The sequence below is a fragment of the Novosphingobium terrae genome (assembly GCF_017163935.1).
In the GTDB taxonomy this organism is placed as follows: Bacteria; Pseudomonadota; Alphaproteobacteria; order Sphingomonadales; family Sphingomonadaceae; genus Novosphingobium; species Novosphingobium terrae.
In genome coordinates this window covers 1,101,405-1,126,510 of record NZ_JABVZR010000002.1, presented here as the reverse complement: position 1 = coordinate 1,126,510, position 25,106 = coordinate 1,101,405, and the positions used below count along the sequence as shown (strand labels likewise).

At 57.8% G+C, this 25,106-nt stretch carries 16 protein-coding genes; 15 read left to right on the top strand and 1 reads right to left on the bottom strand.

All coding sequences use genetic code 11. The annotated features are described in order from the left end of the window. Positions 1 to 2: 2 nt before the first annotated feature. The 10 genes from HGK27_RS23230 to HGK27_RS23185 all read left to right on the top strand — a co-directional run bounded on the left by HGK27_RS23230 (position 3) and on the right by HGK27_RS23185 (position 17,055). Positions 3 to 6,086, top strand: coding sequence for an MBG domain-containing protein (locus HGK27_RS23230; RefSeq protein WP_206245257.1), 6,084 nt, complete (start codon positions 3 to 5; stop codon positions 6,084 to 6,086). Positions 6,087 to 6,405: 319 nt separating this feature from the next. Next, positions 6,406 to 7,614 carry an alpha/beta fold hydrolase gene (locus HGK27_RS23225; protein ID WP_206245256.1) on the top strand — a complete coding sequence of 403 codons (1,209 nt, stop codon included), beginning with the start codon at positions 6,406 to 6,408 and terminating at the stop codon, positions 7,612 to 7,614. A gap of 722 nt (positions 7,615 to 8,336) precedes the next feature. Next, the gene (locus HGK27_RS23220) at positions 8,337 to 9,143 is read left to right on the top strand and encodes a hypothetical protein (protein WP_206245255.1); all 807 of its coding nucleotides are present in this window, start codon (positions 8,337 to 8,339) and stop codon (positions 9,141 to 9,143) included. After that, complete coding sequence (locus HGK27_RS23215) at positions 9,103 to 9,915, top strand: hypothetical protein (protein WP_206245254.1); 813 nt, start codon at positions 9,103 to 9,105, stop codon at positions 9,913 to 9,915. Before HGK27_RS23220 ends, HGK27_RS23215 begins: the two co-directional genes overlap by 41 nt. A 129-nt stretch (positions 9,916 to 10,044) precedes the next feature. Then, positions 10,045 to 10,887, top strand: coding sequence for a sensor domain-containing diguanylate cyclase (locus tag HGK27_RS23210; RefSeq protein ID WP_206245253.1), 843 nt, complete (start codon positions 10,045 to 10,047; stop codon positions 10,885 to 10,887). Between the two features lie 268 nt (positions 10,888 to 11,155). Next, entirely contained in the window at positions 11,156 to 11,314 is a 159-nt protein-coding gene (locus HGK27_RS23205) for a hypothetical protein (protein WP_206245252.1), read from the top strand. Positions 11,315 to 11,664: 350 nt separating this feature from the next. Continuing rightward, entirely contained in the window at positions 11,665 to 12,954 is a 1,290-nt protein-coding gene (locus HGK27_RS23200; RefSeq protein ID WP_241127783.1) for a surface lipoprotein assembly modifier, read from the top strand. 34 nt (positions 12,955 to 12,988) lie between these two features. Next, the gene (locus tag HGK27_RS23195; protein WP_241127781.1) at positions 12,989 to 14,737 is read left to right on the top strand and encodes a transferrin-binding protein-like solute binding protein; all 1,749 of its coding nucleotides are present in this window, start codon (positions 12,989 to 12,991) and stop codon (positions 14,735 to 14,737) included. 209 nt (positions 14,738 to 14,946) lie between these two features. Continuing rightward, positions 14,947 to 15,870 (top strand): HupA family protein, encoded by a 924-nt coding sequence (locus HGK27_RS23190; RefSeq protein WP_206245250.1) that lies wholly within the window; start codon positions 14,947 to 14,949, stop codon positions 15,868 to 15,870. Between the two features lie 306 nt (positions 15,871 to 16,176). Next, positions 16,177 to 17,055 carry an FkbM family methyltransferase gene (locus tag HGK27_RS23185; protein ID WP_206245249.1) on the top strand — a complete coding sequence of 293 codons (879 nt, stop codon included), beginning with the start codon at positions 16,177 to 16,179 and terminating at the stop codon, positions 17,053 to 17,055. On the opposite strand, the gene HGK27_RS23180 is transcribed toward HGK27_RS23185, so the two are convergent. Continuing rightward, positions 17,052 to 17,714 carry an ABC transporter ATP-binding protein gene (locus tag HGK27_RS23180; RefSeq protein WP_206245248.1) on the bottom strand — a complete coding sequence of 221 codons (663 nt, stop codon included), beginning with the start codon at positions 17,712 to 17,714 and terminating at the stop codon, positions 17,052 to 17,054. The two genes, HGK27_RS23185 and HGK27_RS23180, sit on opposite strands and share 4 nt — an antisense overlap. Before the next feature lie 101 nt (positions 17,715 to 17,815). Here HGK27_RS23180 and HGK27_RS23175 point away from each other — a divergent pair, with 101 nt between their 5' ends. The 5 genes from HGK27_RS23175 (at position 17,816) to HGK27_RS23155 (ending at position 25,007) form a co-directional block, all read left to right on the top strand. Next, complete coding sequence (locus HGK27_RS23175; RefSeq protein WP_206245247.1) at positions 17,816 to 18,733, top strand: FkbM family methyltransferase; 918 nt, start codon at positions 17,816 to 17,818, stop codon at positions 18,731 to 18,733. Continuing rightward, positions 18,730 to 19,848 (top strand): hypothetical protein, encoded by a 1,119-nt coding sequence (locus tag HGK27_RS23170; RefSeq protein ID WP_241127779.1) that lies wholly within the window; start codon positions 18,730 to 18,732, stop codon positions 19,846 to 19,848. The genes HGK27_RS23175 and HGK27_RS23170 overlap by 4 nt, the downstream gene beginning before the upstream one ends. A gap of 1 nt (position 19,849) precedes the next feature. Further along, on the top strand, positions 19,850 to 20,659 hold the full coding sequence (locus HGK27_RS23165; protein ID WP_206245246.1) for an ABC transporter permease: 810 nt from the start codon (positions 19,850 to 19,852) through the stop codon (positions 20,657 to 20,659). A gap of 57 nt (positions 20,660 to 20,716) precedes the next feature. After that, positions 20,717 to 21,877: a lipopolysaccharide biosynthesis protein gene (locus HGK27_RS23160; RefSeq protein ID WP_206245245.1), complete on the top strand. Its 1,161-nt coding sequence runs from the start codon at positions 20,717 to 20,719 to the stop codon at positions 21,875 to 21,877. Between the two features lie 130 nt (positions 21,878 to 22,007). Next, positions 22,008 to 25,007, top strand: coding sequence for a hypothetical protein (locus HGK27_RS23155; protein ID WP_206245244.1), 3,000 nt, complete (start codon positions 22,008 to 22,010; stop codon positions 25,005 to 25,007). Positions 25,008 to 25,106 lie beyond the last annotated feature (99 nt).

The window sequence follows — 25,106 nt, the reverse complement described above, 5'->3', positions numbered from 1 at the left end:
GCATGGCGCGCACTCCCGCCCGTATCGCCCTGATCGCCATGCTGCTGTCGGGCAGTGCGCTGGCCCATGCGCAGGCGAGCCTGCCGCAAGGCGGCAGCGTGGCGCTGGGCAATGCGGCGATCCATGGCGGCGCCAGCAGCGTCACCGTGGACCAGACCAGCCAGCGCGCCGTGGTCAATTGGGACAGTTTTTCGGTGGGGCAGGGGGCATCGGTCACCTTCAATCAGCCGAATGTGAGCGCGGCGATCCTCAACCGGGTGACGGGCGCCGCGGCCTCGACCATTGCCGGGACGGTCAGCGGCAATGGGCAGATGTTTCTGGTCAATCCCAATGGCATCGCCATCACGCCGTCCGGCACGGTGGCGATGGGCGGCGGTTTTGTCGCCTCCACGCTGGATATCAGCGACCGCGATTTCGCCAATGCTTCGCTCAGCTTCAGCGGTTCCGGTACGGGAACCGTCAGCAATAGCGGCGCGATCAGCATAGGCAGCGGTGGCTTTGCGGCGCTGCTGGGCGGCAAGGTGGCGAGCAGCGGCACCATTGCCGCGCCCTTGGGCCGCATCGGTCTGGGCGCGGGGCGGCAGGCCACGCTGGACCTCACCGGCGATGGCTTCCTGCAGGTGGTGCTTCCCTCCCCCGCCTCGGGCGACGATGCTCTGGTGGAGATGGCGGGCAAGCTGTCGGGCGCGCGCATTGAGCTGCGCGCCGCGACCGTCTCTGACGCCATCCGCAACGCCGTCAATGTGCCCGGCGCGCTCTCCGCTCAGGGTGCGCATGCCGAGGGGGGCACTGTCATTCTCGATGGCGGGGCGGGCGGCGCGGTAAGGGTGGCGGGCAGCGTGGATGCCTCGGGCGCGACGCAAGGCGGGGCCATCACCCTGACCGGCAAGGATATCGACCTCGACACTGGCGCAAGTCTGGCCGCCACCGGAGGCAGCGCCGGGGGCACCGTGCTGGTCGGCGGCGGTCTGCATGGCGCGGGAGGCCTGCCTCAGGCCACCAGCGTGAGCATGGCTGCGGGCAGCAGCGTGGATGTCAGCGCCATGGGGGATGGTCAGGGCGGCACCGCCGTCCTGTGGTCCGATGTGGCCGATCCGGCATCGCTCACGCGTTTTGCCGGCACGATCCGGGCGCGCGGCGCGGGCTCTGGGGCGGGCGGCATGGTCGAAACCTCGGGCCATCAGGTCGACAGTGCGGGCGGGCTGGTCGATGCGGGGGCGTCGATGGGGGCGGGCGGCACATGGCTGATCGATCCGGCGGACAGCACCATCACCCAGAGCATCGCCACCAGCTATGCCAACACGCTGGGCACCGGTACCGATGTGCTCAATTCGGTGACGGGCAGCATCACATGGCAAAGCGGCGTCAGCCTCGCCAAGACAGGCAGTACCGCGTCCACCTTGACCCTGCAGGCGGGCAATGCGTCGGGCAGTTCGCCGATCACGCTGACCGGTGCCACGATCACCTCCGCCAACAGCGCGCTCAATCTGGTGCTGTGGACGCGCTACAACTCCACCGGGCATGACGGCCCGATCTCCATCACCGGATCGACCATCAACACCAATGGCGGCAGCGTCTGGATGGGCGGGGGCTTGCCGGGCGGCACATTCAAGGGACTGGCGGTGGGGGCCAATCCGGTCACCAGCTACACCGGCAACATCCCCGGCATCTATCTTGGGACCTCAAGCATCACCACCGGCGCAGGCAGCATCAGCCTGCGCGCACAGAGCAATGCCAGCACCCTCAACAATGGCACGAACAATGTCGGCATCTGGCTCGACACCGGCACCTCGCTCACCACCACCAGCGGCTCGATCGCGATCGCGGGCGATCTGCTGGGCAAATATGCCAGCGGCACGGGGGTGATGCTGGGCGGGCGTTCCGGCAGCGCCACCGGCAATGTGTTGATCACCAGCGGCAGCGGCACCATCACCATCGCCGGAACCGGGGCCGATAGCACGGGCGGCAGCACGGGCCAGCGCGACGCGCTGACGCTGGTTGCCCGCAGTGCCGGGGACCAGACCATCGTGCGCAGCGACAGCGGCGCCATCGCGCTCAGTGGCGGGGCAAGCTTTTCGACCAACAATTACACCAGCGGCAATACGGCAGGGGTGCGGCTGGAAAGCGATACCGTCACCGGGCAGGTCGGCATTGTGTCGAGCAGCGGAGCGATCGCCATCACCGGCAGCAACACGCTGGAGGCGATTGGCCCCAATGCCGATGGGCTGATCCTGTCCGCCGCCAATGCGGCAGGCAGCATCCGCATCGGCGATGACGGGAGCAACACCGCCAGCGGCGCCATCACCATCAATGCCAATTCGATCAACCAGAGCAACAGCAATGCCACATCCGGCTCGATCAAGGCCCAGACCCGGGGCGCGCTGACCATTCAGCCATCCGGCACCAGCTTTACCTATCTGCGCGCCGGATCGGGGATCTTGAGCTTTGGCAGCGATTGGGACTTCGGCGGCAGCCTGACGGGCTTCACGCTGGGCAGAGCGACCAACACGGCCTCGCTGACGCTGAGCAATGCGCTGTCCGTGCTGGGGCCGATTAGCATCACCGGAGGCAGTGTCGCGCTCAATGCGGCGCTGAGCGCAAATGGGGCCATCTCGCTGACGGCGTTGGGTGCGGGCGGCCTTTCCAGCAGTTCCGCCGGGACGATCTCCAGCAGCGGAACGCTGACGTTGGACACCGAAGGCGCCGCTGCAACTGGCACCATGCTGGGCGCGATTACGAATGCGGCCAGCCTGACCAAGAGCGGTGCGGGTGCCGTCACGCTCTCTGGCACCAACACCTATTCGGGGGTGACGGCCCTTGCGGCGGGCACTCTGCTGGCCGGATCGAACAGTGCGTTTGGCGGCCTGACGACTCTGAGCATCGCCAGCGGCGCGGTGCTGGATCTGCAAGGCTTCTCGACCACGGTGGGATCGCTCTCCGGCGCGGGGGTGGTGACCAATGGCGCTGCGGGCGGGGCGACGCTGACCACGGGCGGGGCGAACAGTTCCACCAGCTTCAGCGGCATTCTGCAGGATGGCACGGGTATCCTGTCCCTCACCAAAGCGGGGAGTGGAACCCTCAGCCTGTCAGGCACCCATGCCTACAGCGGGCCGACGATCATCAATGGCGGCACCGTCCAGATCGCGGGCAACGGCACGCTGGGATCGGGCTCTTATGCCGGCGCCATCACGCTGGGCAGCGGTACGACATTGGAAATGTCCTCCACCGCGGACCAGATTCTGTCCGGCGCGCTGTCCGGCGCGGGGGCTTTGGTGAAGGATACGGGGGCTTCCACGCTGACGCTTTCGGGCGCGAACAGCTATACAGGGGCGACCACGCTAAGCAGCGGCAGCCTTAACCTGAACGGTTCCTGGAATGGGGGTGGGGGGACGCTTCAGCTCAATGTCGCCAGTGGTGCCAGCTTTGCCGCGACGGGCGCCGTAACAGCAGCGGGGCTGCTGCTGAGCGGCGCGGGCAGCTACAGCCTGACGGGGGCCAACCATCTTGCCACGCTCTCGGCTTCAGCGCCGGTGGGGCAGGTGACGGTCAACAATCTCGATGCGCTGACCGTGGAGTCTTTGTCCTCCACCGGCGCGGTGCAGATCGCGGCGGTGGGGAGCGATCTGACCCTCGCCTCTGGCGCGGTGGTGACCTCCTCGGCCAGCGGCGATGCGGTGAGCTTGCTGGCGGGCCAGCGTTTCGTCAATCAGGCGGGGGCTGGCGCGGTGACCACGCCCAATGGCCGCTGGCTGATCTATGCGGCCAGCCCTTCGACTTCCTCCTTCGGCGGATTGGACAGCGGCAACACTGCGATCTGGGGCGTCTCAGCCATGGGATCGATGGCGCAGACGGGCAACCGCTACCTCTTTGCCGAGGCGCCGGTGCTGACTCTTACCGCTGCAGACCGCACCAAGACCTATGGCGATACGGTGAGTTTCGGCACGGTTGTCGGCACGGATTACACGGTCAGCGGGCTGCGCGGCGGCGTTTCGGGCGCTTTTCTGCCGGATACGCTGGCGACTGCCTTGTCAGGCTCTCCGACGCTGTCGTCGGGCGGGGCTGCGGCGAGCGCCAGTGTCGGCACCGGAGCTTATGCCATCACGATGGGGCAAGGTTCGCTGGCCGGACTTGACGGCTATCAACTGGCGCTGGCCGATGGCGTGCTGACGGTGAACAAGGCCGCGCTGACAGTGACCGCCAGTGATGCGGCCAAGACCTATGATGGGCTGGCCTATAGCGGTGGCAATGGCGTGACCTATGCCGGTTTCGTCAATGGTGAGGCGGCTTCTGTGCTGGGTGGTTCACTGGCCTATGTTGGCACGGCGCAAGGGGCTGTGAACGCCGGGACCTATAGCCTGTCAGGCTCGGGATTGAGCAGCGGGAACTATGCGATCACCTATGCGCCGGGGGTGCTGGCGGTGAGCAAAGTCGCGCTGGTCGTGACGGCCAATGATGCATCCAAAACCTATGATGGGTTGGCTTACAGCGGCGGCAACGGCGCGAGCTATGCGGGCTTTGTCAATGGTGAGACAGCCTCTGTGCTGGGCGGTTCTTTGGTCTACGGCGGTTCGGCGCAGGGAGCGGTGAACGCTGGGACCTATGTTCTGACAAGCTCGGGTTTGAGCAGCGCGAACTACACCATCACCTATTCACCGGGCATGCTGACGGTGAACAGGGCCGCGCTGGCTGTAACCGCCAATGATGCGTCCAAGACCTATGACGGGTTGGCCTACAGCGGCGGCAACGGCGTGACCTATGCCGGTTTCGTCAATGGCGAAACGGCTTCGGTGTTGGGCGGCGCGCTGGCGTATGGCGGGACGGCGCAAGGTGCCGTGAACGCGGGTGCCTATGGGCTGACAGCCTCGGGTCTGAGCAGTGGGAATTACGCCATTTCCTATGCGCCGGGCACGCTGGCTGTGCAAAAGGCAGCCCTGACCGTCACCGCCAATAATGTGACCAAAACCTATGACGGGCTGGCCTATAGCGGCGGCAATGGTGTGACCTATGCGGGCTTCGTCAATGGCGAGACAACCTCCGTGCTGAGTGGTGCGCTGACCTATGGCGGCGCAGCGCAAGGCGCGGTGAACGCCGGAACCTATGGGCTGGCAGCTTCGGGTTTGAGCAGCGGGAACTACGCGATCAGCTATGTCCCGGGCATGTTGACAGTCAATCAGGCAGCGTTGACGGTGACGGCCAATGATGCCTCCAAAACCTATGATGGGTTGGCGTATAGCGGAGGCAATGGCGTCACCTATGCAGGCTTTGTCAACGGCGAGACGGCTTCGGTATTGGGTGGCGCACTGGCCTATGGCGGTTCAGCGCAGGGCGCGGTGAATGCCGGGACCTATGGGCTGGCTGCCTCGGGTCTGAGCAGTGGGAATTATGCGATTACCTATGCGCCCGCCACGCTGGTGGTGAATAAGTCACCGCTGATCGTCACAGCCAATGATGCTTCCAAAACCTATGATGGGCTGGCCTACAGCGGCGGCAATGGTGTGGCCTATGCCGGTTTCGTCAATGGCGAGACAGCCTCGGTGTTGAGTGGCGCGCTTGTCTATGGTGGTGCGGCGCAGGGGGCGATCAATGCCGGGGGCTATGGCCTGACGGCCTCCGGGCTGCAAAGTGGCAATTATGTGATTGCCTATAGGCCGGGGACCTTGACCGTAGGGACCCGATCCATTCTGGTGACGGCCGATTCCGTTGTCCGTCAATCCGGCGCCCCCAACCCATTGTTGACCTATACCATCGCCGGTGATGGTCTCGCGTCAGGCGACAGGCTGATGGGCACCCTGACAACAAGCGCGACGACAGATTCTCCTCCTGGCCTTTACCTGATTGAGGTCGGAAGTTTGTCTGCGGGGGCGAACTATCAGATGCGCTTTATGCCTGGCGTGCTTGAGGTCGGCCGGGCAGACCTTCCCAGCAATACGGCGCCCAGCCTGCTTCTGCAAAATTTTCTCCCTGCCATTGCCACCGGGAAGCTTGAATCAAGTCATGATCGAGCCTGTGCAAGTGGTGGAACAGACGGATCAAACAAGCAGGATGGGCAAGCGATTATCGTGACCATCGATTTCTGCATGTATTGATGCTTCAATGCAGATGAGCTCGTTCGCAAAATGCGCATCCGCTACGTCGCGACCATCCCCCCTCACGTACTACCCACATGGCAAGCATTTGGCCGGGAATTGTGCGATAATAACTCCTTGGTCAAATTTGAACGCATCGATCATCATCGCTGGAATTGATGTGGATTGTAGGACGATAACCTACAACTCATTTCATACCGGCATTCCCGGGGTGAATAGGGTCTCTTGTGCATGCTCTTTATGCTGATTGCTGCGGGTGTTGTTCGATCCAAATAAATTGCTAGAGAGGTATCTCGAGAGGCCGTAAAAGGAAGGGTGGATGTCGGTCGAATTATTCCGCAGTGATACACTGCTGGTCAAAAAAAATACGGCCGATTCCGCGCAGCCTTGGGTCATTACCTTTGATCACCACAGTATCGGAAATGGTTTTGATCGCCACGGTTTTTGTGAAAAGATCCTGTCGGGGATGGGGATTTCTGCAATCCACATTCTTGGGCGTGGCAACGATTGGTATCAATATGACGACGTTTTCGATGCGCTTGCGGCGGTTCGCAAGGCAACCGCTGGTGCCCTGCGGCGGATAACATACGGATCAAGCATGGGGGGCTATGCGGCTGTACGCTTTGCCGATGCGGTTGGGGCGGACGCCGTGCTTGCACTATCTCCGCAATGGTCGATCAATCCTTCTCGTGCGCGCTGGGAAAACCGCTGGCCGGAGGATTCTCGCAGGATCCGTTGGCTCGACAAGATTGATGGATCCGCGCGATGCCGGGCAAAGCCGGTACTGGTCTATGATCCACACTTGCCACTCGATCGCAGGCATGCCGCAAAAATTGCGGCAGAAACGCCGTCAGTGTTGATTCCTGCCCCATATAGCGGTCATCCGACAGGCACGTTTCTCAACGAGATCGGTCTGCTTCAGCAATTGATTGAAGATGTGCTGAAAGATCGTTTCGATGCTCAGGCTGTTACCGAAACAATCCGGGCACGTCGATCTATCAGTACTGTGTATCTCGGCACACTTTCAGAGAGGCAGCCCGATGTTCGACCGCGCATGGCTCTGGCGCTTGCACAAGCGGCATACGGATTAAATCCTGACGCGACTCTTGCTGCGTTGAGTCTGGCGCGCGCCCTTACACGTGCTGGTAACCATGCTGAAGCCGTGGCGCTTCACCGCGAGATCCTTTTGCAGACGGGACGTATGCCGATGTATCTTGTTCCCTTCGGGGAGGCCCTTCGCCTTTCCGGTGCGCAGAGGGAAGCTATAGCGATCGCGAAGGAGGTCACGGACGTGGCGCCGGAAACTGCTCATCTTGGAAACTGGCGGGCGGCGTTCTTGTGGAAGTGCGGCGAACGATCCGCAGCGATCTGCGAGCAGAAGAGAGCAGTTGCACTTGCTCCGAAGAACCACCGATATCGACTCAATCTTTATGAGTATCGGATTGGGCGATGCGGATGGTACTGGATCGATTTATTCCGGTCGTGTCTGGAAAAATGGGCCAGTCGGCTATCCGCTGAACCTCGTTGAATGTGGGCGGCGGTCATTGTCGATTTATCAATTAAGAGCGGTGGGTCGTTTCGTCGAAAGTCATCGATTGTTAAATTTTTAATTTTGACAATCGATCTATGGCGTTGGATGAAACTGATAAAATCCAGAAATTTAATAAGTATTATATGATATAATGTAGATTTTGTATTGTTAATTGGCGTCGAATTTGCCAATCAGTGCTTGGTATTTTCTATAATTATCTCGTAAATCTCTCGAAATTTAATTTCCGGAGAATGGCGGGATTTTCTTGATCAAAGATGGCCCGCAAGATCAGGCATAGCCGATGATTTTTGCCTATGCGGCTCGATTGCCGCAGCCGGTTAGCATCAACCAACGGATACCAGCTAACATTGACCGCCAAATGGTAGGCTTGCTGCGGCGATCCGGTGCTGGCTATCGACGCTGATCTACAGGATCCGCCAGAGCTTCTTACCGAAATTCTCGAAAAGATCCGAGAAGGCTATGGTCTGCTCTATAGATAACGATCCTTGCCACCCGGGAGAAATCCTGTTTAAGCAGGCGTTGTTTTTTATTGTGGATAGTGCGCAACTGATGATCATGGGCGTCTTCGGAGAGTATTTTGGACGGATTTATATGGCAGCCAAGCAGTGGCCGCTGTGTATTGCCCTGAAATGCTGCACTATGCCTGCGGCATGGACGGAGATCGGGATGACCACTGGAGCTCACCAAAGAACGATACCATGACCAAAGTTGACGTTGCTGCGGTTGCTGCTGATGATCAGGCGTCGGTACTCATTCAACGCCTCAAGGCTCAGTTACCTGCCCAACTTCCGGCATGCTTACTCGCCAGCATTGCGATCGTCACCGCCCTGACCTTGCGAGGAATGCCACTGTCGCATGACGTCGTATGGCAATTCTGGATTGCGCGACAGTTGCTCGGGGGCTCGCAACTCTACCTCGACATATGGGAGGTCAACCCGCCGCTGTGGTTCTGGACGGCGATGCCGATCCGGCTGCTGGCTCAGGCGCTGCACGTACCGCCTTTGCAGCTTCTGGTGATGGGGGTGGTGGCGCTTGGTGCCTTGTCGGCCTGGTTGGTCGGGCATTTGGCGGGGTATGCCACGCCGTCGCGGCTCTTTGTGGCGATGCTGATGACCTTCTGGCTGGTGGTGATCGGCCCGCTCTCCGATTTTGCCCAGCGCGAACATCTCGCTCTGATCTGTGCGGTTCCCTATGCCGCCCTGCTCGCCCGGAGGACATGGGCGTCGGCGGGAGAGCCCTCGAAAGGATGTGCGGTGCTGGTCGCCCTGATGGCGGCCTATGGTTTTGCGCTGAAACACTATTTCGTGGCGATCCCGGTTCTGTTGGAACTGTGGTTGATCGTGAGAATGCGCCGAGAGTGGCGCCTGCTCAGGCCGGAAACGACCACGCTGACGCTGGTTGCGCTGGTATACGCCATCGGTGCCGTCATGGTGACGCCGGCTTTTTTTCAGCAATATTCTACCGATGATCCGCGTTGGCTATTATGGTTATGCAGCCTGGCTTGACGTGCTGCTCGCACCATGGACGCTCCTCTGGGCGCTGATGGCGACATGGTTCTGTCTTTATGGGCGCAGGCAAGGCGATCCGCTGGTGCAGACCTTGCTGATCACGGCGCTGGGTTTTGCCTTTGCCTATGTCGCGCAGATGAAGGGATGGGCCTATCATGCCTTGCCGACAGCGGGCGCATTTGCGCTGGCATTGGGCTTCGCGCTGGTGGGTGGGCTGCAGCAACGCTTCATGCCCAAGATGCTGGGGTATGCGATGCTGGTGCTGGCCATGGCAATGCCTTTGATTGTCGGCCCTTATTCCAATGCCCAGCGGTCTGAGGCGGACAGGGCGCTGGCTACGGTTCCGTCCGGTCAGCCAGTGCAAATTCTGGGTGCGGACCCTCTGTGGGCCTGGCCTCTTGTCGAGGAGAGGCATTTGCCGTGGCATTCCCGCCTCTATACCTATTGGATGCTTCCGGCGATCGCTCATGCCGAAAGCACGGGGACCTCCACGCCGCAGCTGCGCATCTTGTCCGGGCGCATTCTGGAAGAAGCCGCGCTGGACATGCATTGCGCGCCGCCTGCCGCCATTCTGATTGAACGCCAAGTGCGCTATGCTTCTCAGCCGATCCCGTTCGATATGCGCGCTTTTTTCCTGAGGAGGCCAGACATCCGAGCGTTCCTGGCAGATAACTATCAGGAGATGCCGCAAACGCCGTCTCTCTATGTTTATCGCCGCGTGAGGGCGGTGACGCCGCTGGCCCTTGCGGCATGCCCCAAGGTGTACTGACGATACCCTTCCCTAAGGGATCATTAGGCAAGCAGGCTTAGGATAGCGCCCGGGACAAGAAGGTGGCGGCTCATTTTCCAGTTTTCCAACATCACGGCTGACCCTGCGGCAGCCTCACCGCAGCACTCCATGTTTGAACGGGCATTGGATGCGCTTCCCGATGGCGTGTTGCTGGCGGATGCCCATCGCCGCATTCTTTACTGCAATCTTGCCTTCACCAAACACTGGAACATCCCCGCCTGGGCGCTGAGGGCCCTCGATGAGATGGTCCTGCTCGATTTGGTGCGTGAGCAACTGGTCGATCCGGCCGCCTTCTTGCGCGAGGTCGAACGCATCCATCCGACCATGGAGGCCTCGGAGGACGAGCTGTTGCTGAAGGATGGGCGGGTGCTGGCCCGCCGCAGCGTGCCCTTCGATGAAAGCGGCTCCTTTGCAGCCCGGCTCTGGATTTTCACCGATGTGACCGAGGCCCGCCATGCCCATATCGATGCGCTGTCCGGCCTTCCCAACCGGCGCGCCTATGCCGGCCAGTTTCCACGCTTTGTGGAAGCCGAGGCCGATGGCATGGTCCGTGCGGTCGGGCTTTTGGATGTCGATAACTTCAAGGCCTACAATGATCGCTATGGCCACGCGGCGGGAGATGTGATTCTGCGCAAGATTGGCAGCTTGCTGCGCCGATCGCTCAGAGCAGGCGATGATCTGGCATTTCGCATCGGTGGCGAGGAGTTCCTCGTGGCGAGCAAATGGATCGATGTGCAAAGCGCCCTCGCTTTCTTCGAAGGCCTACGCGCCGAAATCGAGGAGATGCAGCTCCCCCACGAGGGCAATCTTCCCTTCAAGGTGGTGACAGCTTCCATCGGCCTGACCACATTCCAGAAACCAGGTGATCCGGCCCAACTGGTCGATCAAGCCGATGCGGCACTTTATCGCGCCAAGCGCGAAGGTCGAAACAGCGTTGTTCAGGCCCCCTGATTTCATCAAATGCGTAGCGGGCCAATGTGCCTTTCCCGCGCAGCAACCGCCACGGTCTCCGGTTGCCGTTGGGAGCGCCGACTCCGGCTGATCGGAGATTTGCTCGCTGGAGATTCAGGCGCCGGTGATGAACTGGCCGGATCTGGCGAGAGCAGCCTCGGCGAGCATAGCAATGAATTGGTATAATATTTGACCTGAACGGGCAACATTCCGGTGCTAGGCAAGTTCAAGCGAGTCGCCAAAGGTGACCGTTTTGAGAGGAATGCCCATGTTCGACCAGATCGACGCAGCCTACTACCGCATGCGCGCGAAAGAGGAGCGTGAGAAGGCTCTCGAAAGCGATGCCGCTGATTCAAGCAAGCATCGGGCGCGTGCCGAATTTTTTGAACAGAAGGCCAGCGCGCTTGTTGCGCCAGCGGTGGCGTGATCAATCGCAGTTCGAGCAGGATCGCTTCCTGCCCAATTTCTCTCGCGTGACAGGCCGTAAGCGTGAATTTATCCCGACCCCGCACCCCGCGCGCGCTACAGTACGCCCAAACATTGCCTATGTCGCTTCCTGCTTTGTGCGCCGGGAAAGCATCTTTTCTCTATTCTGGGTCAGCGTAACATATCCTACAGCGCATGATCATGCATTCGGGCGCGTAAGGTCAAGATATTTATAGGTAACTCTTGCTGAGTTGAAACTGCCGCCCTAAGGGAAGCACTATGGGGCGACGGGGTATTTTTTCAGGGCTGGGACTGGCTGTGTGTGTCGCTTATGTGGCATTCTGCCCCAGTGTGGCGGTCGCCCAAGAGGCGGATCAAAGGCCCCAGGGATCTCCGGCAGCCGTCCAACTCACCCCGTTCGAGCTATTCGGCTTCGCCGATGCCGCGCGCGATAAAAAAGATTATACCACCGCCGAGGCTGCCTATCGCGCGCTGGCCGGTAACACCGATGCCGATGTGCGCGCCGAGGCTCGGTTCAGGCTGGCCATGATGCTGGCCTATCAATGCAAGCGCCCGACCGAGGCAGCGCAACTGCTACGCCAGATCCTCGACGAAAAGCCCAAGGTTGCCCGCGTGCGGCTGGAACTGGCGCGGATCGATGCGCTGCTGGGCCGGGTGGGCGCGGCGGGGCGCGAATTGCGCGCGGCACAGGCCGCCGGGCTCCCGCCCGAGGTGGAACGGGCGGTGCGTTTTTACGCGCAGGCGCTGGATGTGCGCAGACCGGTGGGGGGCAGTCTGGAGGTGACCCTCGCGCCTGACAGCAACATCAACCGTGCCACCGCTGCGCCCACGCTGGCCACGGTTCTGGGTAATTTTGCGCTGAGCAATGATGCAAAAGCCTCCTCGGGGCTGGGCGCAACGGTGCGTGGCCAGGGCTTTGTTCGCGTGCCGGCTGCGAACGGAGTGGACCTGCTGGCTCGCGTTTCGGGCAGTGCCAATGTTTATCGCGCCAGCGAATTCGACGATTTTATTCTGGCGCCTCAGATTGGCCCCGAGATCACGTTGGGCAAGGGGAAGCTCAACCTTGCAGTCGGCGGGGCATGGCGATGGTATGGCGCGGTGCCCTATTCCTTCTCATGGTTGGGCAGCGCCAATTGGCAGCATCCGCTGGGTCGCAAGGCGCAGATCCGTGTGGACGCCGGTTTCGCAGCCATCGACAACCGGCGCGATGCTCTGGAAACGGGTGATGCGTGGTCGCTGGGGATAGGTTTGGACCGGGCCTTCTCCGCAAGGCTGGGCGGCGGCATGCAGGTCACGGCTCTCCGCCAGACCGCGCGTGATCCAGGCTATGCCACGGCGGGCGGCGGTCTGAACGGCTATGTCTTTCGCGAGATCGGCAAGACCACGGTGACGGTCAATGCCGCCTACAATCATCTGGAGGGCGACGCGCGGCTTGTTCTGTTCACCGACCGCAGGATCGATAACACCTATATCGCCGGGGTCAGTGCGACTCTGCGCCAGATCCGCGTGGGCAGCATCGCTCCGGTGCTGCGCTTTCGCTTCGAGCGAAATGCCTCCACCGTGCAAATTTATGATTACAGACGTTTCGTAGGGGAAGCCGGGATCACCACCGCCTTTTGATGCGGTGATCCGGCGCGACAGGAGAACAGGGCGAATGCGCGTGAAATTTGCGATCCGGGCCATCGTCGTGCCTGCCGCCAGCATGGCTCTGGCGGCCTGCGGCAGCGATGGCGGCGGCGGTGTGGCTTCGACGACTGCGCCGCCCGCCGCGCCCACCAATGCTTCGCTGGCCAGCCTGGTCGCCAGTCAGAGCTTCCCCAATGACGCCACCACGCATAGCGCCACCTTCAACCTGAGCACGTCGCAGACGATCTCGGGCTCATCGGCCAAATCGGCGCTGACCATCCAGTATGATCTGGCCAGCAACACCTATACGCTGACCACGCAAGGCCGCAGCCAGAGCTTTGCCGCGACGGACATCACAAGCAATGCCAACGGGCAGGCGGTGTTCAAGAAGACCACGGGCAGCACGCTGGATTATCTGACGTTACAGGCGGCAACCTTTGGTGGCACCGGCGGGGCTAAATATGTCGGGCTGGGCTTCTGGCAGCGCAACGGAGTCAGCGGCACCACGCAGAACACCAGCTTTGACATCTTCACCTATGGCCTCGACACGCCCGCCTCGGCGGTGCCGCGCACGGGGCAGGCGGCGCTGGCCACCTATGTGTTCGGCCTGACCACCACGCCGGGCTATGAGCCGGCCTCTTTCAGCGGTACCGGCCGGTTCGACATCGATTTTCAGCGAGGGCTCTTCAGCACGGCCACGTCTGTTACCGAAAGCGCGCTGGTCACCGGCGCAGGCGCAACGGGCGGCGGTGTGCAACTGACTGGCAGTGGCACGCTTTCGTCTACCGACGGCACGCTGTCGGGGCTGGTCAATTACAGCGGCCTGCATGCCAATGCCACTGGCACGCTGAGCGGGCGCCTTTACGGCCCCAATGGGCAGGAAGTTGGCGCCAGCTTCACGGCAAATGGCGCGGACGGCAGCGCGGCCAGTGGTTCGTTGATCGGTTATGCGCCGACCACGGCGCTGACGCCGGTCAACCTGTCGCTGGTCAATCTGGTGACCAACCAGCTGTATTATACGCTGGCCGATACGCTCTATGCCTCGCACGGCAATGCCACCCCTGCCTATTACACCAGCACGGGCGCCGATCATCTGCAATTGACGCAGACCCCTGACGGGAGCCTGCTGGTGCCGAACAACTATGCCTTGCCCTCTTATCAATATACCGCGGCAGACAAGATCAGCGGTTCAGCCAATTTCACCACCTATCAAAAGACAGTGAACGGCCAGACGGCAACCACCGAGGTCTACAACAGCGGTAGCGCCAACACCGAGCTGGCGCTGACCTACGCCAGCTTCGCGCATGTGTTCGACGGGGCGACCAACAGCAATTCGGTGCAGCAGACCTATGAGGTCTTCGGCTTGGCCACCGGTTATGATCTGCTCTCTGCGCGTACGGGCACTGCGCATTACAGTGGTGTGGCCTACGGTGCGGCGGGCAATTCGTCCACGGGCGCCTCCTATGCGGTGACTGGCACGTCGAGCTATGACGTCAATTTCGGCAGTCAGACCTATACGGGCGCGCTTAACCTGTCGGGTTCTGGAAGCACGGGCTCGGTCAATTACGGCGGGTTCAATTTTGCTGGCACCATGGTGCGCGGGCAAGGTGTGACGGGCGCCCTCAACCAGGGCACCATTGCCGTAGGCACCATCACCACCCAGTTTTATGGCCCTACGGGTCAGGAAATCGGCGGCCCATTCCAGTTGACCATGCCTGCTGGCAGCGCGAACGCTGGCACCTCAATCGTGGGGGCATCGCTGGCAAAGGGTGGGTGATAGCTGCACATATGGGTAAGGAAAGATTTTTCTATACCTGCAGCGGTAACGCAGAGGATTTTATAATCTCATGCAACGTATGAATCGGAGAAAATGTGCAGTTTCAAATTAAGTATGGAAAAGCTATTCGTCACTCGTTATTCTGAGATATACCTACTGATTGGGTGAGCTAAAAATCGCTGCAAATTTATGATAGGCCGGAGTTAGGCATGAAATTCGTGTTGAATTTGGGGCGCTCTTTGGGCTGTTTCGCTCTTCTCGCTTTGGCTGGATGCGGCAGCGATGGCGGCAGTGGGGTCAATAGTGTATCCACCACTGCTCCCGGCGGCACTGGCAGCACACCGACACCGACACCGGTTACACCCACCGGATTGTCAGGCAGCACATCCTTTGGAGCAGCGATGCAGGGTGGCAATTTCGTTTCCATCCCGTCAACCGCGGGCTCTTATATATCCTATGATGCGGCCAGCAATACCTACAGCTTGATTTCAACAGCGCGGAGCACCCAATTCAAGTCAGGAACGAGCGACCCGACAGAGGTGAGTTATGGGAGCAGCTTTTCGGGCACCGCGAATTCTGGTAGTAGCATTTATGTTGTCACGCATACAGGCAATGGACCTTTTGTTTATAGTTACGCCGCCTTCGCTTCTGTTCATTCGTACGCAAGTTCTATCGTTCCACTCACAACAAACGTGAGCGATGATGTAGCTGTGTTCGGCATGCCGACACCTACTTCCGCGATACCGCGCACCGGCAGCGCAACTTATGCGCTCGATCTGATGGGCACCTATCTGGGAACTGGTACGGGTAGCGTGAATTTTGGATCCGGCAGCTACAATTTTTCTGGAAACATCACCCAGATGGCCAGTTATAATGGTGGTGATGGGATTAGTCATACCAGCGCCTCAGGGACTTTCCAGTCCACAGGCACCTTGGCCAGTGCTGGCAACGGCTTTTCTGGTGCGGTCAACTTGACAGTAGGAAGCAACTCCTACAGCGGCCCCATTGGCGGGTTGTTCTTTGGCCCTGCTGCCCAGGAATTGGGAGGTACCTTCGTGGCCTCGTCAACGACGAGCGGCGCTTCGGGGGCGGCCGCAAACCCGGTTGTTGGCGCTATTCTAGGCCATAAGTAACTACCCCTAAGGGAATTTCTGATTGCGGCTAAAATTGATAGTCTGCCTGCCGTGCGAAAATCCTTTTGGTATCCTCCTGCATAATATCACGGTGTGCTGAAGCGTCCTTTGGCTTGGATGGCTGCGCAATGCAGTGGCAGCAGTGGTCTCAAAGTACGTAAAATCCCTTGGTGAAATGGCGAGGGGCTGGTCTTGATCTAGGTGACGTCTTTCAGATGTCACTTACCTCTTGCTTGAACCTAGAGCGTTTCTCTATCAGCGCCCTTCAAAATCAGATTATCGTGTGTGTGGAGGCGAGGATTGGGTGTGGCGCTGCTTGATCTGAAAAATAGGTTGCGCCGCTTTTTGGCGGAGATTCTGCACCATGAGCAGCGTTCTTTCGCCCAATATGTAGGCGATGATACGATAGTGATGGGTGGGCCTGATGGGATGTTTCTCTATCTTGATGGTCGCGATGCGAGTCTCACTCCTAGTTTGTTACGCGATAGGGCTTGGGAACCGGCGATTGGCCGTTGGCTGACACAGAATCTGCGGGCTGGCGAATGTTTCGTGGATATCGGTGCCAACATTGGTTTTCATGCCCTGATGGTTGCCCGGCATGTTGGAGCGAATGGGCTGGTCGTGGGCTTCGAACCCCAGCAACGCCCACTTCAATTGTTCAAACGCAGTATCAGCGCCAACAATATGGGGGCTTTCGTTCATGCAAAAGGCTTGGCAATCGGCGATCGAGAAGATCGCGTGCGCTTGGGCAAGTTTGAACATCTGACAGGGTCGGCCACGCTAACCGGCAATGAGTTGATCGTGGACTATGAGGAGGTCGCCATGGCGACTTTACCCGCCGCTTTGGAGCAGTTGGCTGCGGAGATTCATCGCGCTTGTAGTCCGGATGCGATTAAGATTGATGTTGAGGGCTTTGAGGTTGAGCTGTGGGAGGGGATGAAGGCCTGGGTGCGGGAGAAGGATAAGCTCGCGATCATTCTGGAGTATTCCCCTGTTAGCTATCGCGATCGCGGCAGCGACCCGCTCGCTCTCTTGGAGGATTTTGCCCATTACGGCTTTGCGGTGACCTTGCTCAACGAAGATGGCTCGACCCATGAATTGAGTCGAGCCGAATGGGTGGAACTGGCTAACGCACAGCGGCAGTACGACTTGGTGTTGATCAAAGGCGGAGAGAGAAGGCTTTAGTGCTGGCGCATCTGCAGGGCATGATGCACCTCGCATGCCTCAGCTACCGTATCGAAAAACACCAGCGCTCCGCTGTACAGCACTGCACCGCGCGTGCAATATTGCTCCAGCATATACGGATCGTGTGAGGTCATGATGAGGGTGCCGCTGTCGCGGCGTTTCATGAGCTCTTCCTCACTGCGACGACGGAAGCGCACATCACCCGCGGCTGCGACCTCATCGACAAGATAGCAGTCGAAATTAATCGCCAACGATACACCAAACGCAAGCCGTGACACCATTCCCGAGGAATAGGTGCTGACCATCTGGTTCATATAAACGCCAAGCTGCGCGAAATCGTTGACATAATCAAGGACTGCTTGCTCATCTTGCTGATAGATGCGGGCGATGAAGCGCGCATTGTCAGCTCCTGTCATACCGGGCTGAAAGGCGCTGGAAAAGCCTATTGGCCATGATGTGCGCATGGTCCGGTGAATATGGCCTCCGGTCGGATGTTCTACCCCGGCGATCAAGCGTAGCAGCGTCGACTTGCCAGCGCCATTGGCACCACAAATCGCCAGACTGTCACCCGGTTCGATTCGAAAGGAAAGGTTGCTGAACACCCGACGTTTCAGGCCCCGGGTGTGGTAGGTTTTGGTTACGCCGTGAAATTCGATCATTCTGACCCTGCGCAAATTTTTGGATCGGACTCGTATAAACTGAGGGGTCCTATGCTCAACACATATTTACCGGCCGGGGGCAGATGGGTAAGGAGCCCGGCATGGTTTTTCGCTCATTCAGGCGTTCTGCGCCGCTGCCTTTGCCTGTGGCCGGCCCGGTACGGGATGAAAACGGCGTTATTTCGGTCCATGGTCTCTCGCGCCTGACTCGCGGTCCCGCTGAGGCTGCGATTCGCAATATGGCACAAACCGCCTATCTTGGCGATAATCTGTCGCTGTGCCGTGTGCTGGGGCGCTACAAGTTTTTTGTCGATACCCATGATTATGGCCTTGCTCCTCACCTGATGCTGGACGGCTTCTGGGAAATGTGGGTGACGGAGGCGATCGTCTCACTGCTGCGGCCAGGTATGGTTGTCGCAGATATCGGTGCCAACCTTGGTTACTTTACAATGGTGATGGCGGATCTGGTAGGACCTCAGGGCAGGGTGCATGCCTTCGAACCAAACCCCCGCATGACGGAACTTTTGTGTCGCAATGTCTCAATCAACGGTTTTTGGCCGCGGGTGATTGTGCATCCCACGGCGCTGGGGGGCGAGACGGACGGCGGGGCCGTACTGGTCGTGCCAGAGGGGGAGCCAAAGAACGGCTACACAATTGGTGCTGGGCAGCCAATCACGCCTGATGCGCTGGTTGGACGAGAAATTCGCGTATCCAGTACCCGGCTTGACAGTCAGGTGGATTGGCAGGCCATCGAATTTGCAAAAGTCGATGTCGAAGGCGCCGAGCAGATGGTCTGGGCAGGGATGCAGGGGCTTCTCGATGGAGGGCGGCTCAAAAACGTATTGCTGGAATTCTGCGCGAAGCGGTATGAAGATCCGGCCGCGTTCCTAGGCCGCCTTCTCGCGCCGGGGTTCTCGCTGGCACGGGTTGATCCCTATCTCGGCCTTGTTGGCATGGCTGAGGCTGAGGTGTTGGCAGCAGACCCGAATGAGGATATTATGTTGATGTTACAGCGATGATGCGGGAAGTCGAGGCATTCAGTTATTGGCCCGATCACGCCAGCGCCATTCATGGATTTGGCGGTAGGCGCCGATCGCCTGACCCGCGTTATTGTTTTCATACAATGTACAACGACGTTCGGCCCGGCCCGGCCCGCTATGTCATACATCTGGATGGCGTCAAGGCGTCCCATGGTGAGCTTACGCTCCGGGTCCACGCCTTCCGGCCGCCCGACGATGTACAGATCAGCCTGGTCGCTGGCGCTCGCCTTGCGTTGGAGGAGCGTGACGGGGATGTGAGCGTGGAAGCCCGTTTCACGGCGCTACGCGGTGTAGTTTATGCCTTCTATGGCTATTTTTCCGAGGATACTGACATCGAAGCCGCCCATGTGAAGGTCGAGTTGCACGAATACGAAGGTGAAGATGTAGGTGCCTTCATTGAACCACCGCGCTCGGCACTGGCAGCCGATTCGGTGATGAAGGATGCTCGGCCTGCCAATGCGCTGATTCACTTTGGCCGGATCACTCTGCAGGAGCCAGTGTCACAGGATTGCACCGTGGCGCAACTGGTTGCGATGGGGGAGCAAAATGGTATCGCTATTTTAAGTTTGCCTGTCCTTATGACGCAGTGGCGCGAGCAGGCTTGTCTCGCCTCGTTGTCCGCCTATGGCGTAGTGCTCAGCGGCCTTCATGGTTTGGTGATTGGACCGGTTAGTGATGCTGCGCGGGCTCAGTTGGCCACGAAACCTTTTATTTTGCAGCAGATTGAAGATGCTGGCATTTTGGCTGAGCAAGTAGCACCCGATGACTTTGTAGACTTTCTGCTGTGGCCCCAAGGCGGTGAGATGAACGCCGATCCCCAGAAGCGGTGGGAGCAGATGGAAGGAGCCTTGGGACACCTGAAAGTTGGCGGCATGGCGGCTATCGGTCTCTCATATCGGTCAAGTGACGCGCTTTTGAGTAGTCAGACTGCAGCGGATCATCGTGAACTAACGCGCAATGAGATCGGGCAATGGGCGTTGCGTCTGATTGGTAAAGGCTTTTCGGTTGCGCCCTTGGCTTTTGCCGCTCCGAACGATTTGGCTCTTGATGAGGATCGCGTTGCCAGCTTCATTCTGATCGTGCAAAGGCAATAGTATGAACAAGCCAATGTCTCGATCCTGGCTGGATATTCTGTGGAGCGGCTTGTCTACCCAAGCATCGGTGATCCGCGCTCTGTCGATCCGTGAGTTGCAACAGCGCTTTGGGCGCGACAATATCGGCTATCTATGGGTGATCGCCGAGCCTATGATGCTGGCGTCAGTGATTACGATGCTGCATTCGGTGGTCGCGGGCAAGAGTGATGGAGGCATGAGCCCTTATACGTTCATGCTCACTGGTTACAGTATCTACATCATTTTCCGCAATACATTCAACCGAGGAGAAAGCGCACTGCATTCCTCGGAAACGCTGATGTACCATGGGATGATCAGCCCGTTTGATATCATGCTGTCTAAGTCATTGGTGGAAACGATCGGGTGCCTGTCGGCGCTAGTTTTTCTGCAAAGCGCCGGAATCATGATTGGCGTTGCTGATTTCCCCGCTCGACCGATCTATCTGATCGGGGCAATTCTGTTATTCGCTTGGTTCGCCTTTGGAATGACGCTGATTGTATCATCCTATGCCTATCGCAGCCCACTGATGGGACGCTTGGTTGCGCCAATGTCCTATTTTGCCTTGCCGATCAGCGGCGCTTTTATCACCATGTCGATCCTTCCGGCGTGGACCCGGCCTTACATGGCATGGAACCCAATGATGAGCGTGTTCGAAATGGCGCGTTATGGCCAATTCCAGCAGGCTCCCTCCACTTATATATTCCCCTGGTATGTGGTGACGGTCGCCACCTTGGCCAGTTATTGGGGGCTATTAGAGATCAGGCGCGTGCGTAAGTATATTCATGTTCCCTGACGTCGCCTTTTTTCAGGCGACCAATTGCTAATTTGACTCGAAGCTGAAAGAATTCATGTGCACGGTATAGTCTTCCCCAATGCTCAAAATGGTGATCAGCGGCATACCGTCTGGGCGCGCTTGCGCAGCATGGTTTGGGCTAATCGGGTGTTTTTCACCCTAGTTATCTTACCGACGGTAATCGTTGCGCTCTATTATGGGCTCGTTGCGTCCAATCAATATGAGAGCAGCGCCGACTTTGTCGTGCGTCGATCGGAAAGCCCATCCGCAGGTGCTGATGTCGGTCAGTTGCTGGGCTTTAGCTTGGGTGGCAATCAAACCAGTTCGGATGCCTACGTGGTGCAAGAGTACCTGCTTTCGCACGACGCGGTGGCTCGGTTACAGGCAGAGGACAATTTGACCGATGTGTTCCGTCGCAGCGGAACGGACTGGGTCAGCCGCCTTTGGTGGGCCAATCCAGCACCGGAACGACTACTGAAATATTATCGCAGCCATGTGAATGTCGAGCAGGACGGGACCACGGGTATTGTCCATATGACTGTGCACACCTTCCGTCAGGACGATTCCTATCGCATTGCTGGCCAATTGTTAAAAATGGGCGAAGATCAGATTAACGCGATTAATGAGCGTACTTACAAGGACAATGTTTCCAGTTCGCAGCGGGAATTGGACGTGGCCAGCCAGCAGTTGACCGACGTTCAGACCCGAATGACGAGCTATCGCCGAGGCGAAAGCGACGTTGATCCTGAAAGTACGGGTAAGGCACAGCTTTCGATGGTAACAGGCTTGACTGCGAGCTTGGTGGAAGCACGCGCGCGGCTTCAGGCCATGAGCGGTGTGATCAGCCATAATAGTCCGCAATATCAAGCCATGTCACGCCAAGTGGCCGCGCTGGAAGCGCAGGTCGCAGGCCAGAGTGCCAAGATCGCCGGACCTGGACATTCGGTAGCGCAGCGCTTGAGCAGCTATGAGGAGTTGGTGATCCAGCGTGAGCAGGTTGCCAAGGTATATGCCGCTGCAGCAGTCAGGCTTGAGCAAGCCAAGGCTGAAGCGAAGCGTAAGCAATTGTATCTTATCCGGGTGGTTCAACCTAACCTACCAGTTAGATCGGAATTTCCTAAGCGTGGCCAGACGGTGTTCACCGTCTTTGCGGCGTTGTTCTTTGCCTATGCCATCGGGTGGTTGCTGTGGGCAGGTGTGAAAGAGCACAGTCTTTAAAGTGAAATGATGCAAGAGCACCGGTCATGCCGTTGCCGACTTTGATGAAAGTTGTCGGTTAAGCGCGGCATGGTCGGGCCGGGTTTCGATCATTTGGAAGTGCGGACCGCGCTTCCAGGAGAAAAGATTTATGTCTGAGTTCGCAAAACCCTTGGATCACGGTCGCTACACAATCACCGTTCCGACTTATGAGCGACATTTTTCGCGGTTTCATGATTTTATCGAATCGATCAATCTATATTGCGCCGATAAAAATCTTCTCGACATCATTGTCGTTGTCGAAAGCCATAACGTTCTTCATATCGAGACAATGGCGTTACAGTTTCCCGAACTTAACGTTCGAACTGTGACGACTGAGCATTCGCTGGAAATTTTCAACATAAACGAGCGTCCCTCGCGATTTCTTTCACGTGTTGGAAAATTTACATTCCAGTCCATTAAAAAATTCGGCGGACTTTTGCATTCCGCCACCCAGTGGGCCATTGTTCTAGATAGCGAAACGCTATTCGTGAAATCTTTCTCTATTGCTGATTTGGTACAAACCTACGCAGCTAACCCTTATGTATTTTACACGAAAACTGATCGTCGTGGCGATGAGTGGCGGAACAGTTTGGTTGATAACGTAACCACGCAATGTTCATCGATTATGGAATGCGATCACCCTGGCCGTAATTACATGGAACTGATTTTCTGGTTCTTTGATGTTAGCAAGGTTCACGCCTTCATGGCGAGGCACGGATCGGATCTGAATTCTTTCTTGGCTAGCGCCAATCCATCGATGCCTATCTTTGAAAATATCATGATTTATATCTTCCTTCAAAATAACTATGAAGGGGAATATAATTTTGTCGATTTCGAAGAGGCTTGGAGATCCACGGTTTCGCCCGAAATCGCGCAAAGATATGACTTGAAGAAGGCGCCTTTGTCTTTTCTCGGCGCGGATCATGCCACTTATACTCTAAGACCTTCCGAAGTTGCGAAGATCGCACCATTCTTCGATGCCTATCATGTCCCATTTTTCCGCCTTGAGCCCTTTTTCATTTCGGCGGAATATTTAACAGAGTTTCTGAAAATACCATCGATATGCTGTTTTGTATCCTCGGCGCATATACCCTGGCTGCGTAAGAAAATTGCCATTTGCATAACAGGGGAGTTTCGGAATCCCGCCCTGACTTTTGATAAAGTGAGGCATTTGTCCGGCTTCTTAACGGGCTGCGACTATGACTTGTATCTGCACGGATGGCATCATCCTGACGAGGCGGTCATTATTGAGTCGCTTCAGCCTAAAGCCAGCCTTTTCGAGCACCCTCCGCGCCACATGTTCAAGGAAATCGATGCACGGATCAGGCATCGAGAACCCAACGTACGTCCGGGCCGTGACATTGGCAGTTTGGCGATGTTCTATAGCATGGAACGTTGCTTCGAATTAGTCGAAGCAAGTGGTGAAGATTATGATTTTATTATCAAGTTGCGGCCAGATGTGTTTTTCGAACTACCGCTGTGGGAGATCCTACGTGCGATCAGCGCTGAAGGAGATTTGAACAGGAATTCTCTCTATGTTCCCCGCGGTTTTCATTCGCAGGGCTTAAACGATCAGATTGCGATCGGTGGCACAGATGCCATGCGAGTTTATATGACCACTTATTCTTATGCTCGAGAACGAGTTGAGGATATTTATTTTAATCCTGAGCATATTTTATCGCTTAACATGCTCAATGCGCGAATGAACATTGTTCAGTTTCACTTGAATTACGCGTTGATGCGCGGTGAAGGTTATCATCCTGAAAATATTACTCGGATTCTTCACGCTCAGCACGGTGTCTGGTGGTCAGCGCCTTGCCTCTTTCCTGCATTCGAAAACGCAAACACTTTTTTTAGCGACAAGGCGAAGGCTACGCGTTTTGCGTTGGACCGCCCAAAGGCGCTGGAGCGGCTATATATCAGTCAAGGGTTCGAGCCCGCTGCGGTGCTCGAATTGCGCTGGGCTGATCTGAATCCGACTGCCCATCTGCACAAAGGCGAGATAAGGGCCCAAGGTTCGAGTGTCACGATTGGGGATCGCTGGCATTTTGCTGGTATTCGTGATGGGCAGATCGAGGAGATCGCCCACGTGGACCGCAACGTCTTCGTCTGGAAAGATGAGGACCGATATGTTGTGGTGGAGTGGGCCGCGATCGACGGAAAGTTCGAACGTCACATGGTCTCAATCCAACCTGATTTGGCCAAAGAGGTGCACGCAGGTGAAGCTTGGTCAGGCCGCTTTTTGCCCACCGATTTTGTTGGTTATGACGATTTTGTGGCTGATGCGCAGATTGCCACGGAAAAGGCTTTGCTGCGAGACCTTTCTGCAGGTTCGACTTTCTCCGCAGCGGTATTTGAAGGTCGAGTTTGGAACGCCTCTGAATTGAGTGTTGGGGATGGAGAAAGGCTGGGGGATCGGATCGCCCTAATCGGGTGCGATGGATTGGTATCCTATGGACCTTATGCTCAATTGCCCGCAGGCGGTTATATGGCGCACGTGGTCCTTGGCGATCTAGAAGGGCAGGGGAAGCTAGAACTTAGCATCACCGCTGATTGTGGAGCGCGGAGGCTTGCGAAATGCCTGTGGTTTGGTGAGGAAAGCCTAAAAATCTCGTTCCCGTTTCTGGCTAACGAGGAGGTTAAAGATCTTGAATTGGCCGTCCATAATGCCGGTTTTGCCCGGGTGTCGGTCCGATCTTTGACCATTGTAGAGGCGAATCAGGCTTTTGTGCCGGCCCTTTCAATTAGGTATGCACCTTGGCTTGAGGCTGGTGCGGTGGCCGGCTTGATTGCCAGGAATAGGCTTTACACAAATGGTAAGGCGGGTGACTTGGCACGGGTTCCAATTGTCGATTTGGAGCCTGGACGTTATGTTGTGCGGATGATTATGGATGACGTATTGAATCTGGGGAACAGCGCGGTGGAGGTACGTCGCGCGGGCGCGCTGCTACCGATCCGTAAGCGGAAGCTTAAAGACTGCTCGCGCAACGACGAAGGTTTGACGGCCGATTTCTTGATTGAAGGGAGGAACAGTAACGTTTCGGTTATCGTAAAGGTGGACAAAAATGCGATCTTTGCGATGAAGTCTATTCGGATCGAAGCTGTCTGATCAAGGTCGGGAAAGGTCACGGCGTGGCAAGTGTTGCCTTTGGCTAAGCCGCTGAAATTTCGCTTGCCACGAATGGTAACTTTTCAGAGTGCAGATCGG

Bases quoted from the DNA above. Each gene is read 5' to 3' on its own strand.
- HGK27_RS23230 (WP_206245257.1), top strand. From the start codon at position 3: ATGGCGCGCACTCCCGCCCGTATCGCCCTGATCGCCATGCTGCTGTCG.
- HGK27_RS23225 (WP_206245256.1), top strand. From the start codon at position 6,406: ATGTCGGTCGAATTATTCCGCAGTGATACACTGCTGGTCAAAAAAAAT.
- HGK27_RS23220 (WP_206245255.1), top strand. From the start codon at position 8,337: ATGACCAAAGTTGACGTTGCTGCGGTTGCTGCTGATGATCAGGCGTCG.
- HGK27_RS23215 (WP_206245254.1), top strand. From the start codon at position 9,103: ATGATCCGCGTTGGCTATTATGGTTATGCAGCCTGGCTTGACGTGCTG.
- HGK27_RS23210 (WP_206245253.1), top strand. From the start codon at position 10,045: ATGTTTGAACGGGCATTGGATGCGCTTCCCGATGGCGTGTTGCTGGCG.
- HGK27_RS23205 (WP_206245252.1), top strand. From the start codon at position 11,156: ATGTTCGACCAGATCGACGCAGCCTACTACCGCATGCGCGCGAAAGAG.
- HGK27_RS23195 (WP_241127781.1), top strand. From the start codon at position 12,989: ATGCGCGTGAAATTTGCGATCCGGGCCATCGTCGTGCCTGCCGCCAGC.
- HGK27_RS23190 (WP_206245250.1), top strand. From the start codon at position 14,947: ATGAAATTCGTGTTGAATTTGGGGCGCTCTTTGGGCTGTTTCGCTCTT.
- HGK27_RS23180 (WP_206245248.1), bottom strand. From the start codon at position 17,714: ATGATCGAATTTCACGGCGTAACCAAAACCTACCACACCCGGGGCCTG.
- HGK27_RS23175 (WP_206245247.1), top strand. From the start codon at position 17,816: ATGGTTTTTCGCTCATTCAGGCGTTCTGCGCCGCTGCCTTTGCCTGTG.
- HGK27_RS23170 (WP_241127779.1), top strand. From the start codon at position 18,730: ATGATGCGGGAAGTCGAGGCATTCAGTTATTGGCCCGATCACGCCAGC.
- HGK27_RS23165 (WP_206245246.1), top strand. From the start codon at position 19,850: ATGAACAAGCCAATGTCTCGATCCTGGCTGGATATTCTGTGGAGCGGC.
- HGK27_RS23155 (WP_206245244.1), top strand. From the start codon at position 22,008: ATGTCTGAGTTCGCAAAACCCTTGGATCACGGTCGCTACACAATCACC.